Annotated in this window: 14 protein-coding genes; 7 read left to right on the top strand and 7 right to left on the bottom strand. The window is 70.9% G+C overall.

Translation table 11 applies throughout. The features are described 5' to 3' along the window. Positions 1-1,123: 1,123 nt before the first annotated feature. From ABD709_RS20040 to ABD709_RS20030, 3 genes are all read right to left on the bottom strand, one after another. Positions 1,124-1,534 carry a DUF4186 domain-containing protein gene (locus ABD709_RS20040; RefSeq protein WP_344778806.1) on the bottom strand — a complete coding sequence of 137 codons (411 nt, stop codon included), beginning with the start codon at positions 1,532-1,534 and terminating at the stop codon, positions 1,124-1,126. A 61-nt stretch (positions 1,535-1,595) separates the two neighbouring features. After that, on the bottom strand, positions 1,596-1,814 hold the full coding sequence (locus tag ABD709_RS20035) for a helix-turn-helix domain-containing protein (RefSeq protein WP_344778804.1): 219 nt from the start codon (positions 1,812-1,814) through the stop codon (positions 1,596-1,598). Positions 1,815-2,038: 224 nt separating this feature from the next. After that, positions 2,039-2,788 (bottom strand): Calx-beta domain-containing protein, encoded by a 750-nt coding sequence (locus ABD709_RS20030; protein ID WP_344778802.1) that lies wholly within the window; start codon positions 2,786-2,788, stop codon positions 2,039-2,041. Between the two features lie 201 nt (positions 2,789-2,989). On the opposite strand from ABD709_RS20030, the gene ABD709_RS20025 reads away from it, so the two are divergent. The 5 genes from ABD709_RS20025 (at position 2,990) to lepB (ending at position 6,585) form a co-directional block, all read left to right on the top strand. Further along, complete coding sequence (locus ABD709_RS20025; protein WP_344778800.1) at positions 2,990-3,415, top strand: hypothetical protein; 426 nt, start codon at positions 2,990-2,992, stop codon at positions 3,413-3,415. A gap of 58 nt (positions 3,416-3,473) precedes the next feature. Further along, complete coding sequence (locus ABD709_RS20020; protein WP_344778798.1) at positions 3,474-4,769, top strand: FUSC family protein; 1,296 nt, start codon at positions 3,474-3,476, stop codon at positions 4,767-4,769. A gap of 19 nt (positions 4,770-4,788) precedes the next feature. Continuing rightward, positions 4,789-5,232, top strand: a complete 444-nt coding sequence (locus ABD709_RS20015; RefSeq protein ID WP_344778796.1) for a hypothetical protein — start codon at positions 4,789-4,791, stop codon at positions 5,230-5,232. Positions 5,233-5,355: 123 nt separating this feature from the next. Then, positions 5,356-5,796, top strand: coding sequence for a 2'-5' RNA ligase family protein (locus ABD709_RS20010; protein WP_344778794.1), 441 nt, complete (start codon positions 5,356-5,358; stop codon positions 5,794-5,796). Between the two features lie 60 nt (positions 5,797-5,856). Then, entirely contained in the window at positions 5,857-6,585 is a 729-nt protein-coding gene (gene lepB / locus ABD709_RS20005; RefSeq protein ID WP_344778792.1) for a signal peptidase I, read from the top strand. A 10-nt stretch (positions 6,586-6,595) separates the two neighbouring features. On the opposite strand, the gene ABD709_RS20000 is transcribed toward lepB, so the two are convergent. The 4 genes from ABD709_RS20000 to ABD709_RS19985 are packed head-to-tail and all read right to left on the bottom strand — an operon-like array spanning position 6,596 to position 10,872. Then, positions 6,596-7,678 carry a TIGR03857 family LLM class F420-dependent oxidoreductase gene (locus tag ABD709_RS20000; protein WP_344778790.1) on the bottom strand — a complete coding sequence of 361 codons (1,083 nt, stop codon included), beginning with the start codon at positions 7,676-7,678 and terminating at the stop codon, positions 6,596-6,598. Between the two features lie 10 nt (positions 7,679-7,688). Next, positions 7,689-8,954 (bottom strand): hypothetical protein, encoded by a 1,266-nt coding sequence (locus ABD709_RS19995; protein ID WP_344778788.1) that lies wholly within the window; start codon positions 8,952-8,954, stop codon positions 7,689-7,691. Next, positions 8,951-10,027 (bottom strand): NAD(P)H-dependent amine dehydrogenase family protein, encoded by a 1,077-nt coding sequence (locus tag ABD709_RS19990; protein WP_344778786.1) that lies wholly within the window; start codon positions 10,025-10,027, stop codon positions 8,951-8,953. Before ABD709_RS19990 ends, ABD709_RS19995 begins: the two co-directional genes overlap by 4 nt. Further along, a complete protein-coding gene (locus tag ABD709_RS19985) occupies positions 10,024-10,872 on the bottom strand; it encodes an LLM class F420-dependent oxidoreductase (RefSeq protein ID WP_344778784.1) in 849 nt (282 codons plus the stop codon). Before ABD709_RS19985 ends, ABD709_RS19990 begins: the two co-directional genes overlap by 4 nt. A 64-nt stretch (positions 10,873-10,936) precedes the next feature. Here ABD709_RS19985 and ABD709_RS19980 point away from each other — a divergent pair, with 64 nt between their 5' ends. Beyond that, positions 10,937-12,553 (top strand): GMC family oxidoreductase, encoded by a 1,617-nt coding sequence (locus ABD709_RS19980; RefSeq protein ID WP_344778782.1) that lies wholly within the window; start codon positions 10,937-10,939, stop codon positions 12,551-12,553. Positions 12,554-12,555: 2 nt separating this feature from the next. Beyond that, positions 12,556-13,422: a TIGR03619 family F420-dependent LLM class oxidoreductase gene (locus ABD709_RS19975; protein WP_344778810.1), complete on the top strand. Its 867-nt coding sequence runs from the start codon at positions 12,556-12,558 to the stop codon at positions 13,420-13,422. Positions 13,423-13,428 lie beyond the last annotated feature (6 nt).

Below are 13,428 nucleotides of genomic sequence, written 5' to 3'. Positions count from 1 at the left end.
TCTGACTCCAGCGCGACCGGCTCACATCCCGATGCCAGCTCTTCGGACAAGCCACTCCGCGGACCCGCCACACAACACCCTAAACCCGCACTTCCGAAGGTGTCTTGACACAGAAGGGAGCCATGAGCATGCACCGCTCAAGAGGATGCTGGCTCTGGCCAATCGGGCTCTGGATCTACGTCAAACCGGACCGCATCTACCTCTCGCACGCCCTCCATCCACGCGTGGGCGATGCGGTGACGCCCGTCCATCAGACGGCCATCTGACGCAAAGATGATCGGATACCGAAGGTCAGCGCGGGTGATGCGGAGAGCGTGCTCAGCTACCTCGCGGCACGTAGGGGCTGTGCCGTTGAACCAGCAGTCCTCATCGAACTCCTTGATGGCCGCGATAGGCACTCGAAACACGGGCAGCCCCTCAGCCGCCGCCCAGAGGCCCTCGGTCCACCAGAAGGCTCGACCGTCCGCTACGTCCCGCGAATGCTTGTCCGGCATGCCTGATGGTCGCATCAGCGAGCGCCCGCTCAGGCCTCTAAAGCGCGTAGCGAGTGGTCGTCGTCCACGCCGCCGGGTTTCACTGGTGGCCTCGGCTGCTCCTACGGCAGCGTCAACTACAACCAGATCCTGGACGGCCCGGCCGAGCTCACCGTTGAGCGAGAGGGCGATCGGCTGACGTTCAAGGATGGCGACCGCCTGGCACTGGAGCTGCGGGCCTACGACGGTCATCCGGCGCCGTACCGCGACGTGACGTACGACGACCTCGTCGGCTCGTGGCGCCCGATGGAGCTGTACGGCGATCGTGTCCGCCGGACCAACGGCTACGGCTACCTAGGAATCGGGAACGACGAAGTCTCTACCGTTCGCGGGTGCCGGCAGGTGCACGGACCGCTGCACCTTGACTACCGCGGCGGGCTCTTCGTCCGTCTCCGGAGCCGGACGATCGGGTGCCCGGTGACGGTCGGACCAGGTGACCTCGGACCAAACACAGCGAGCGTCCTACGACGGGCCGTGCGTGTGCAGGTCCGGGGCGACCTGCTCGAGCTTTATGGCGCGAACCGACAGCGGATCGGGGTATATCGCGCCGTCGATCGCCCCTAGAGCGTCGGCGATCGACCGCGCCACCGTCACGATCGGCGCGAGGTAGAGCTCCCGGCGTCCCGCCCTTCGATGGAGGACGCCAGCTCACGGTCGATCCAGCGGCCGATCACCTCGACCACGTACGCCCGCTCGTCGCGGTCGAGCCCATGGCCCTTTGCGATGCCGTGCCACGTCTCCAGGCAGCTGCGGCAGCAGGTAGCGGTGGCGTGCTGGGCCACGAAGACCGGGTGGTTGCGGTACGGGGTCTGCCGGCCGTCGTTGCGCGGCGTGGCGGGCGCCAGCCGTTCAGCGATGATCTCCGCGGCGTGAGCGCGCATCGTCTGCGGACCGCGCAGCTCAGCCGTGGCCCGCTCACGCCCGCGCAGGTGGAACCGACGCCCGAACGGTCGCGCGCTCGCGCGCTCTATCCGGTCATCGATCTCGGCGGGGTCGGGCACGCCCCCAGGCTAGGCACGGCGCGGTCGCCGAGCACGAACCCAAGAGCGGCTTGGTCTCGGATCAGCCTGTGCCCGCGAGCGCGCCGAGGGTCTTGCGCCAACGCTTCGAAGCGATCAGGTAGTCCGCGACGTCGTCCGCCGCGATGCAGATGCGGCCGTCGACCCTCCGTGCGGGCAGGTAGTTCCGCTCGATCAGCGCGCGAGTCTTGCGATGACCGAGGCCCAAGAAGTCTGCGACCTCGCGGATCGTGAGAAAGCGCTGGGCGGAGGGTGAGCTCATCGACAGGTCCTCCCTTGGCGCGCTAACCGGGCCCGTCGCTCCGAATCGACGCGGCCAACACTGGCTCAGCAAATCGTCACCCACGAAGGTGCGTCGCGTCCGGGCATTCAGGAAAAGCCGCTCGACCTGGGACCCGTTCCCGCGGACCGGGTGGTCTGCGCGCGCAAGATCGACGAGTCGGGCAAGGCGAGGTCGTGGACATCCGGCGCGCGCCGGGACTTGGATCAGTCGTCGTCGTGGATGGTCGCCACCCCGGTGTCGTCGGCGATGGTCGCGTGGATCGGAGCGGAGAGGCGGACCGAGAAGGTCTCCAGCGGCTCGGGCTGCGCGTCGTTCGTGATCGGGACGAGCACGTGCCGGAGGGCCTCGCCGGGGGCGAAGTACAGGGTGGTCGATCGCGCCTTGTAGTCCCCGGGCGCAAGAGCGGTCCCGTCGACGGTCGCGACCTTGACCCAGGCGGCGGCGGCGAGGTTGCCCGATCGGGTGACGTAGAAGTCGGCCGGCGACGTGCTGAAGTTGTTCTCGGCCGTGTAGTAGGGGTCTCCCACCGAGAACATCGGAGGCGCGGCGGAGTCATCGTTGAGGATGACCACGGAGCCGTCGGCGCTGTCGGACCGGATCGTCGCGCCCGCGGGGTCGGACAGGTGCCAGCTGAACGTCTTGTCGGGCTCGGCGACGTAGTCGGTCCGGATGTTGACGAAGAACGACACGAAGTCCTGCCCGGCCCGGAACTGCAGGGTCTTTGTATAGGCCGGCGCGGCGTAGTCGCGCCCGCGCCTCGCGGTGCCGTCGACCAGGGTGAGCTTCACCGATGACGCCACGGACAGATCGCCCGAGCGGCCGAACCTGAGGAAGACCCGGCTGGTATCACCCGGATTGCCCTCCGAGGTCGAGACCTCCGAGTCGTCGTTGTAGATCTCGGGCAGGGGAGAAGCGGCAGCCGCGCTCGACGTGGCCGCAGACGGAGCGCTCACGGTCAGGATCGCCATGAGCGGGAGGGATGCGACCGCGACGAGGGCAGCGAGTCGTGGCACGAGGGATGAGTGGGAGCTCCTCATGACCTAAGGGTCCATGGCGCCCGGGGCAGGTGTCCACGAAACGGGAACTGTTGCCAACGAGCGGTGGTCTCGCTCGCGGTGAAGGCATGGCACGTGTGAAGGCGCCAAGATGTGGGCGTGGACAACGATGACGTGGAGGGCCTTGTCCTTCCGTTGTCCGGGCTGCGCCTCGAATGGCGAGGTGACGGCCGCTCGCGCTTCGTTCCGCCGGCCCAGTACGCCGACGAGATCGCCGGTCGCTTCGAACCCGGGCCCGAGGACTGGACGAGAGCCGACCCACCGCTGCCTTGCGCCGGCCGGGCGCAACGGGCGCCCGGATCAGGCCGCGGGCCGAGCTGGTGGTTGCTCTACGGCGCCATCACGGGCGACGGGCCGGTGACGGTCACTCTTGCTGACGGGCGGACGCCGCCCATGCTCACTCTCGGCCCGTTGTGGATCTGCGAGTGGGTCAGCGAGTGGCAGGAAGCCCGGGTGATCTGCGGGGGCGACTCGCACACCGTCTTCGGGAGGAAGGCCGGATACCTGCGCGCACAGGACGGCTGACCTTGCCTGCCGCAGCTGCATGCGCGGCCGATCGGCTGAGCCGGTGCAGAATGGCAGCGTGCAACGCTGGCGCGGCGCGATGTCCCGGGAGCTGGCGCGGGTACGGCGAGACGGCCGCGCGGCGGTGCTGTGGTCGCTGCGCATCACCGTTGCCGCCACGGCCAGCTACGTGGTGGCGTCGCTGGTCTTCTCCGGCACCGAGCCGCTCCTCGCACCGCTGACCGCGATGCTGGTGGTGCAGGTGACGCCGATCTCGCTGCTCGCCAGCGGCCTGGACCGCGTCGTCGCGGTCGTCGCCGGGGTCGCGCTGGCCGTCGCGTTCGCGGCCGTCGTACCGCTGCAGTGGTGGAGCCTCGGGTTGCTGATCCTGATCTCCATCACGCTCGGCCAGTTCCTGCGCCTGCGGGACAACCTGGTCGAGGTGGCGATCAGCGCGATGCTCGTCCTCGGCGTCGGAGCGATCGGGGCGGAGGCGGCGGCGTGGCAACGCATCGCCGAGACCCTGGTCGGCGCAGCGGTGGGCATCATCGCCACCCTGGTCTTCCCGCCGAAGGTGGCCAGCTCCGACGCCGGCCGCGCGATCGACGACCTCGCCGACGACGTCAGCGAGCTCCTGGCCCGGGCCGCTGAGGAGCTCGACACGATGGCGGAGGGAGAGCCCGAGCGTCTGGCAGGCGCGGCTCGGGAGTGGCTCGACGACGCCCGCCGCATCACCCACAACATCCCGGTCGCCGGGGCCGCGCTGATCCGGGCGGAGGAAGGGCGGCGCCTCAACGTCCGTGCGGTTCGGACGCCACACGTCGAGCCCGGTCTGCGACAGGGGCTGGAGGCGCTGGAGCACACGGCGGTGGCGATCCGGGGCCTCATGCGCTCGGTGGCGGAGGCCTCCGACGGCGACTGGCTCGACGACGACTCCGCGCGCGACGTGCTCCGCGACCTGGCCGAGACCTTCCGCCGGCTGGCTGCCGGCACCGACGCCTTCGGCGAGCTGGTCCGCCACGAGGGCGAGGTGCAGGTCAGCCTGGGCCGGGCCGACATCGACCGCCTCCAGGAGGCGCAGGAAGGCATGCTCGGAGCACGTGCCCGGCTCGACTCCGCGCTGACCCGGTCCTGGCCGGCGGACGTGGTCGAGCTGTACGCCGCTGCGCGCGCCACCGTCCGGCGGCTCCAGCACGAGCTGGCCCTGGACGAGCGGGTACGGCGTCAGCTCCGCCTGCTGCCGCCGCGCCGGCACTCGGTCCGATCCGCCATCCGTCATCGATCTACCCTTGACCGGCCCGACCCGACCGATCCCGACGCGGAGACCCAGCTCATGCCGAGGCTCTCCGATGACCCGCCGGAAGATGCTCCCTGAGGGCACGAAGGAGCTTGCATTGGTTCTCCCTCTGGGCTCGATCGCCGTGGCTGCGGCGCTCGTGCTTCTCGTCGTCCTGCTGGTGCTCGTCTCCGTGAGCTCGGTGGTCGTGACGGTCAACGACGAGGAGACGCTGCCGCTTGACCAAGCGACCGTGGAGCGGCTGGCCTTCGGGCGACTCGGGTCGATCTCGGGGGTGACGATGACCCAGGTGTTCCCGGGACAGGTCAGCCTGGTGAGCAGGTGGCTGCCCGGTTGGGCTCTGCTCGTCGGCCTCCTGACGTTTCCGGTGGGTCTGCTGGTCCTCTTCCTGGTCCGCAACGAGGCGGTGCTGCACGTCCGCTTCCTCGACGATGGTGAGACCGCGACCACCGTGCAGGTCGCTGGTCGGGCTCGAAAGCGGGTCGCGCTCGACGTCGGGGAGATCTTCGACGCGCTGGCGCTCGAGGAGGCGCCTCGCTAGCGACCAGGTCGGAAGGCCGGGCGCCACCCTATTCTCGATCCCGTGTGGTCGGTTGAGCTGAACCTCGATCAGGGATCCGAAGACCGCGTCAGGGCCGTCTGGGCGTCGATCGAGGCCCGCGGCGTGGAGTCCCTCGGTTCGGTGCGCGGCACGACGTACCGGCCGCACGTGTCGCTCGCCGCCTTCGAGAAGGCGGACGAGCAGCGCCTGGCCGTCGCGCTCCCGCCGGTCGTGGGCCGCTACGTCGGAATGCCCCTGACGCTCGCCACGCTCGGTCTCTTCCTCAGTCCCTCGACGGTGGCGTTCCTCGGCGTGACCCCGACGGCGCGGCTCCTGGACCTGCACCGAGGCGTGCACGCAGCACTGGACGGGCTCGTCTCAGGCTCGCGGCAGCTGTACGAACCGGGCACCTTCGTGCCGCACTGCACGCTGGCCATGGGGTTCGACGATCCCGCGACCGTCGTCGAGGCGATCGACGCGGACCGGATCCCCATCCACGCCGCCGTGCACGAGGTGCACCTGGTGGACACCTCCACAGGTCGATCCCGCTTGAGGCTCGCGTGATGGACGCGCTCGGTGCGCCGAGCGGGGAATCCGGCTGGAGTGTCCCGTAGGTTCAGCGACGTGACCGTGGACGAGAAGGCGACTCCGCGCAAGAGGCGTCTGGCGGTGTGGCAGGAGACCGCGCTGCTGCTCGGCATCGCGTTGGTGCTGGCGATCGTCATCAAGACGTTCTTCGTCCAGGCCTACTACATCCCCTCGGCCTCGATGGAGCCCGGTCTGATCAAGAACGACCGCATCCTCGTGCAGAAGGTCTCCTACTGGTTCGGCGGCGATCCGCAGCGCGGTGACGTCATCGTGTTCGAGGACCCCGGGGGATGGCTGACCCCGGAGGAGGAGAAGAGCCCGACAGGTGTCGCCAGCTGGCTGTCCAAGATCGGGCTGTACCCGTCGGGCGGGCACCTGGTGAAGCGGGTGATCGGCACGGCGGGCGACGTCATCAAGTGCTGCGACGACCAGGGCCGGATCGAGGTCAACGGACAGCCGGTCGACGAGGACGACTTCATCGCCGAGCACCACGGGCCCTGCGACGGCTGGTTCCCCGGCGGCGGCTGCGAGTGGCAGTTCGGCCCCGTTCCCGACGGCAAGGTGTTCGTCATGGGCGACAACCGCGCGCACTCCTGGGACTCGCGGTTCCACACCTGCCCACCGGACGAGGACTCCTGCACGGAGAGCCCCTTCGTCGACACCGACCTCGTGGTCGGCAAGGTGTTCTCGCTCGTGTGGCCGGCGAGCCGGTGGACCTGGATCAGCCGTCCGGACGCCTTCGACGACGTCCCGAGTCCCGACTGACGTCGCGTGCTCAGGACATCCGGCCCGGGTTTGCCGGCAGGTCTGGCCGGCCGGTGTCCCGCACCTCGGCGTACGCCGCGACGACCGGCGCGAGCTGGGCCGGAGTGGAGCCGTGCAGGATCACGGAGTCGACCCCGGTCGCCGAGAACGAGTCGGCGACCTGCTGAGCGCAGGACTGCGCCGACCCCGTGATCGCGCAGTCGAGCCAGGCCGGCGGGACGACCTTCTCGGCCAGGTACTGGAGCTGGTCGGCCGACGCCGCGGCGTCGAACGCACCGGAGAACCCGGCGACGAGCGGGTCCTCGCGGAACCGCCGGAGGTCGGCCGGGTCCCAGTCGTTGATCCGGACGAGCAGGTCGCCGTACCCCTGCAGGTACGTCGCCAGCCGGCCCACGGTCTTCTTCAGCACCACGTCGTGGGGCAGCGAGTCCTCGACCACCGCGGTGCACGCCCACACCCGCAGACCGGCCGGGTCGCGCCCGGCGGCCTCCGCGCCGGCCCGAGCGGCCGCGACCGCCCGGGCGACCGCCTCGTCGGTCATGAACGTGTGCAGCACGACCGCGTCGGCGATCTCGCCCGCGAGCGCCAATGCCTTCGGGCCGATCGCGACCATCAGCACCGGGATGTCCTCGCCGATCTCGTCGTCCATCAGGAAGAGGTAGGGGTACTTCCCGGACGGGCCGTCGTGGTCGAAACGCTCGCCCCGCCACAGCCGCCGCTGGACCGCGATCGCGTCGCGGAGCTGGGCGTTCGTGATCCGCGGGACGCCCATCACGTCGAAGAGCGCGTCGAACCCACGACCGAGACCGAGCGCGAAGCGCCCGCGCGTCATCCGGTGCAGCGTCGTCGCCATGGTCGCCGTCACCAGGGCGTGCCGGGTGTTGTGGTTGGTCGCGGCGGTCGCGATGCCGAGCGTGGTGGTCGACGCCGCGGCCGCACCCGACAGCACGGCCGCGTCCTTGTAGTTGAACCGCTCGGAGAGGAACACCGAGCCCAGCCCGATCTGCTCGGCCTCCCGCACCTCGTCCAGGAGTGCGCGGGGGTCGGCCGCGTGGCCGGCGAGGCCGTAGAAACCGAGCTCGGGGAAGGACATGACCGCCGCCTCAGACCGGCGTGATCGGCAGCGACCGGCGCGGCTCGAACGAGAACCCGGTGCCGCTGCTGAACTTCGTCACCACGACCTCCTCGGCCTCGGGCGCCGGCTCGTCACGGAGCACGGCGAGCAGCCGCCACTCCTCGCCGCCGCCCAGCCCCGTCAGCTCGACGTCGAGCCGCGGGTCGAGGCCGCGCACCGCGGCCTGGAGCGCGGCCGTCCAGTCCGGCCCGCACAGCGAGATCCAGGCATCGTCCTCGTGCGCCGGGCCCGGACGGACCACGACGGTCCCGTCCGCGAACGACGCGTCGACGTACGCGGCCGGGTTCAGCAGCGGATGTACGGCGAGCAGCCGCACCGCCGCATCGACGGGATCCCTGGCGTCGGCCAGCCCGAGCGCGCGCGCCAGCCGCTGCGAGGCGATGCCCGCGAGCCCGACCAGCTGCTTGCGGCGGATCCGGAGCGCTTCCTCGGCGCTCCCGGCCCGCTCGGCGACAGCCAGCGCGAAGCCGCGGTCCAGCAGGTGCATCTGCAGGCACACCTCGTCGGCGATGCGCACCAGCGCCGACGCGGAGAACTCCGCGAAGTCGACGTCGGACAGCAGCGCTCCCGCGTAGTCGGACCGACCCTCGTCGGCCGGATCGATCGGCGCGAGATCGATCGTCGCGGCGCGCGACTTCTCGGTGATCGCGAGCGCCGGGATCCCCTCGGCGTCGGGATAGGACTCGTCGATGATCACCGTCCACGCGCAGTGCGGCTGCCGGTCGGCGGGCAGTCGCGGCGGGCGGTGGATCGGCCGCACCTGCGCCTTCGGGTTGGAGGCCACGGCGGTCGCGTCGAACGTCGGGTCCTCGATGTCGTGGCACATCGAGCGCACGTAGTCCTCGCCCATCGGCTCGACGTCCATCAGCGCGCCGCAGTGGTCGAGGTGGAACTCCCCGTGCCACGGGTCGCGGACCGTGTAGCGGAAGTCCATGAACTGCGGGGGAGCGCCGATGTCGAGCTGCAGTCCCTTGAAGATCGTGACGACGTCGCCCCGTCCCGGCACCTCGGGGGCATAGCCCAGCGCCCGCTGCATCCGCCGGGTGTAGACCGGGCTGGCCGACGCCCACTCCTCGATCGCGATCTGTGCCATCTCCTCGCGACCGAAGGCGGAGATGCACCAGGCCATCCCGGACCGGTCGATCAGCTGGCCGATCAGCAGCAGCTCCGGTACGACGACCGCCAGCTGCTCCCGGGTCAGCCCGGCGTAGCGGCTGGGAACCGGCTCGGTCACCCGGCGAACCTCCCCGCGAAGGCCCGCAGCGGCAGGTCCGCGCTGGTGACGATGCCCGGGGGAGCGGCGACCACGGCCTTGATCGCGTTGAGCGCCGGCATGCCGGTCACCGTCATCCCGATCGCGGCGAACGCCTCGACGCTGCTGAAGTCGGTGCCGGGCTTCGGCAGGATCATGTGCTTGCTGTAGATCACCGGGTCGCCCTCGATCTTGGTGATGTAGCAGCCCTGGATGTCCCACCGCGGCGACGTGTGCGGCGTCATCTGCCACTCGAGCCGGAGCTCGACCCGCGGCACGCCGGCCACCTTGCCGACGTACGAGAACAACGCGCCCCCGAGCGAACCCTCGGGCAGCACGAACCAGCCGAGGTCGACCTCCTTGGTGCACGCGCCGAGCTCGTGCTCGAACGCGACCTCGTCCAGCTCGAGCCCGAAGCAGTCGGCCATCAGCCGTACGCCGTCCTCGAACACGCGTGTGCCCAGCTCCAGCTTGCGCGGCACCTCCGGGTCGGTCACGGGCTCGCCGAACCCGACGTTGCGCCAGGTGTCGACCGAGTGGTGGCAGGAGACGTCGACGGACTCGATGCAGGTGACCTTCTCGATCTCGGTGACGTCGGCGGAGTGCACGACGGTGAGGATCTGCGCGAGCCCGGGATTCATGCCCGTGCCGTAGAACGACGAACCGCCGCGCTCGCACGCCGCGGCGATCCGCTGCTCCTCGGTGCGGCCGTCCGCGCCGACGTGGTTGGCGTTGCGGTGGTGGCCGGTGATCCAGTCGGCGGTCGTGACGACGTCGATGCCGGCCTCGAGCACCCGCTCGTAGAGCTCGACGTCCGGCCAGACCCCGTGGAAGGTCACCACGTCGGGCCGCGCCGCGAGGATCTCGTCGACCGAGCCGGTGGCGACCACGCCGACCGGACCGATCCCCGCGAGCTCGCCCACGTCCTGCCCGACCTTGTCCGGCGTGTAGCAGTGCACGCCCACCAGCTCGAGGTCCGGCTGGTGCTGCAGCCGCTTGACCATCTCGGTGCCGACGTTGCCCGTCGCCACCTGGAAGACGCGGGTCCTGCTCATGCCGAGAGCCCCAGCCGGCCCGCGAGCTTGTCGAGGTAGGTCATCACCTTGTCCTCGTCGGCGTCCGGCACGCCCCAGATCAGCTCCGAGGCGCCGGCGGCCATCCAGTCCGCGAAGTCCTCGTCGGTCGGTCGCTTCGCCACCAGGATCCGTACGTCGGGCTGTCCCTCGCGGCCGGCGTCGGCCCAGGCCTTGCGCAGCTTGTCGGCGTTGGCGGCGACGTCGGAGGTCGTCGGCGTGGTCATCCAGCCGTCGGCGTTGGCGGCGATCCACGCGAAGGTCTTGGGCCCGGCGCCGGCGCCGATGATGACCGGGATCCGGCCCTGCGGCGGCTTCGGGTAGGCCCAGCTCGGCCCGAACGACACGAACTCCCCGTCGTAGGACGCCTCCTCCTGGGTCCACAGCGCCCGCATCGCCTCGAGGTACTCCTTGAGCACGGTGCGCCGCTTGCCGCCCGGCACGTGGTGGTCGCTGAGCTCGTCGGTGTTCCAGCCGAAGCCCGCGCCGATCGTGACCCGGCCGCCGGAGAGGTGGTCGAGCGTGGCGAGGGTCTTCGCGAGGGTGATCGGGTCGGACTCGACCGGCAGGCAGACCGCCGTCGACAGGCCGATCCGCTCGGTCACGGCGGCACAGGTGGCCAGGGTGGTCCACGGATCGAGGGTGCGGAGGTAGCGGTCGTCCGGGAGCTCCTCGCCCCCGGTCGGGTGGAGCGCGTCGCGCCGTACGGGGATGTGCGTGTGCTCCGGCACGTAGAAGGTGTCGAAGCCGCGGTCCTCCGCGGCCTTCGCGAGGGCGGCCGGCCGGATGCCGCGGTCGGAGGTGAACAGGACGATGCCGTTGCGCATGCGACCAATCTAGAACAAGTTCTACTTCTGTGGAACACTGACTGGACACTTGTCTGATCGGAGGATGCCGGTGGTCCAGGCCGACTACGTCGTGGTGGGGGCGGGCAGTGCGGGGTGCGTGATCGCGCGCCGGCTCGCGGAGAGCGGCGCGAGCGTCGTGCTCCTCGAGGCGGGCAAGCGCGAGGACAAGGGCGTCGTGAAGTCGCTCGTGGACATCCCTGGCGCGGTCAGCGTGACCCTGGCGACCCCGCAGCTGAAGAAGCTGCTCGACTGGGGCTACAAGTCGGTGCCGCAGGAGGACGCCTGGGGCCGGGTGATCCCGATGACCCGCGGCAAGCTCGTCGGTGGCTCGAGCTCGGTCAACGGCATGATCTTCGTCCGCGGCAACCGGCAGAACTTCGACGACTGGGCGGCGGACGGCTGCCCGGGGTGGTCGTACGACGACGTCGTGCCCGCGTTCAAGCGGCTCGAGGACTGGGAGGACGGCGAGACCGCGCTCCGGGGCACCGGCGGCCCCATCAAGGTGCGCCGCCAGAAGGACCTCACTCCCGCCGTCCGGGCGTGGGTCGAGACCGCGCCCGCGAGGCTCGGCGTGCCGTTCGTCGAGGACTACAACGGTCCGTCCCAGGAGGGCATCGGCCTCACCCAGCTCAGCGCGGCGGACGGCCACCGCTACTCCACCGCGGTCGGCTACCTCCGGACCGCGCCGCTGGACAACCTGCTGGTCCTGACCGGCGCGCACGCGCACCGGGTCGTGCTCGAGGGGTCGCGCGCGACCGGCGTCGAGGTCGTCGGCGTGGACGGCGTCCGCGAGACCGTCACGGCGACCCGCGAGGTGATCGTGTCCTGCGGCACCTTCGACTCGCCCAAGCTGCTCATGCTCTCGGGCATCGGACCGGCCGCGCAGCTCCGGAAGCACGGGATCCCGGTCGTCGCCGACCTCCCCGTCGGCGAGAACCTGCACGACCACCTCTTCGTGCCCGTCGCGTACCGCATGGACTCGGCCCTGCGGCGCGCCACGCCGGCGTACTTCCTGCGCGGCCTCGCGCAGGCCCGGCTCCGCCGTACCGGCTGGGCAACGGGCGCGCAGTTCGACGCCCTCGGGTTCGTGCGGTCGTCCCACGCCACGACCGCGCCGGACGTGCAGCTGCACGCGCTCTACTGGGTCTACCCGTTCCCCAACCAGGACGGCGACAAGCCGGTCCGCCCGCCGACGACCAAGCCCGGCATGACGGTGCTGCCGACCCTGATCTACCCCGAGAGCCGCGGCACGGTCCGGCTCGCCGGGCCGGACCCGTCGCTCGCGCCGCTGATCGACCCCGGCTACCTGCGCGCCGGCAAGGACACCGAGGTCCTGCTGGAGGGCATCGCGATGGTGCGCGAGACGCTGACCGGCCTCGGCGACAGCCAGGGCGAGCTGGTGCCCGGCGCCGACTTCCAGGACCCGGCCGAGCTGCGCCGGATCCTGCCCAACATCGTGCACAGCGTCTACCACCCGGTCGGGACCTGCCGGATGGGGTCGGACGAGCGAGCGGTCGTCGACCCCGAGCTGCGCGTGCGCGGCGTCGACGGCCTGCGGGTCGCCGACGCCTCGATCATGCCGACGGTCACCGGCGGCAACACGAACGCCCCGTCGATCATGATCGGCGAGCGCTGCGCGGACCTGGTGCTCGGCCGGTGACGATGCGGTTCACGATCAACACCGCGTGGCTCCCGCCCGAGGAGCTGGTGCCGATCGCGCGTGCGGCCGACGAGCTCGGCTACCACGCGCTCGCGCTGCCCGACCACGTCGTCGACATCGAGCAGATCGACACGCCCTACCCCTACACGCCGGACGGCGCCCGTCGCTGGCGCCCGGACTCGCCGTGGCCCGACCCCTGGGTGACGATCGGTCACCTCGCGGCGGTCACCACGAGGCTGCGGTTCTTCACGTCCGTCTACGTCGCCGCGCTCCGGTCGCCGTACCAGGTCGCGAAGTCGGTCGGCACCGCCGCCGTGCTGTCCGGGAACCGGGTGGCGCTCGGCATCGGCATCGGCTGGTGCCGCGAGGAGTTCGAGGTGATGGAGCAGGAGTTCGGCACCCGGGGACGCCGCACCGACGAGGCACTCGCGCTGATGGCGCGGCTGTGGGAGCCGGGTGTCACCGAGCTCGAGGGCGACTTCTGGCGCACCCCGCGGCTCACGATGGAGCCGACGCCGACCGCGCCGGTCCCGGTGTACGTCGGCGGGCTCTCGCCGGTCGGGCTGGCCCGCGCCGCGCGCCACGACGGCTGGGTCGGTGACATCTTCAGCATCGACGAGGCGGGGGAGTGGGCGGGCCGGCTGCGGGCCGAGCGGGAGCGGATCGGCGCGACGGGCGACTTCTCGGTCTTCGTCGCGCTCGCCGACGCCATCGTGCCCGACGACTACCGCCGGGCGGCGTCGATCGGGGTGACCGACACGATGACCGCGCCCTGGGCGTTCTACACCGGCCTGCGGAGCAGCTTGGACCAGAAGCTCGACGGGATGGCGCGCTTCGCCGAGGACGTCCTCGTGCCGCTGGCCGACTAGAACCTG

Source organism: Nocardioides panacisoli (assembly GCF_039537325.1).
GTDB lineage: Bacteria > Actinomycetota > Actinomycetes > Propionibacteriales > Nocardioidaceae > Nocardioides > Nocardioides panacisoli.
Note: the sequence above shows the minus strand (reverse complement) of the source record. Positions and strands in the feature narration are given on the sequence as shown.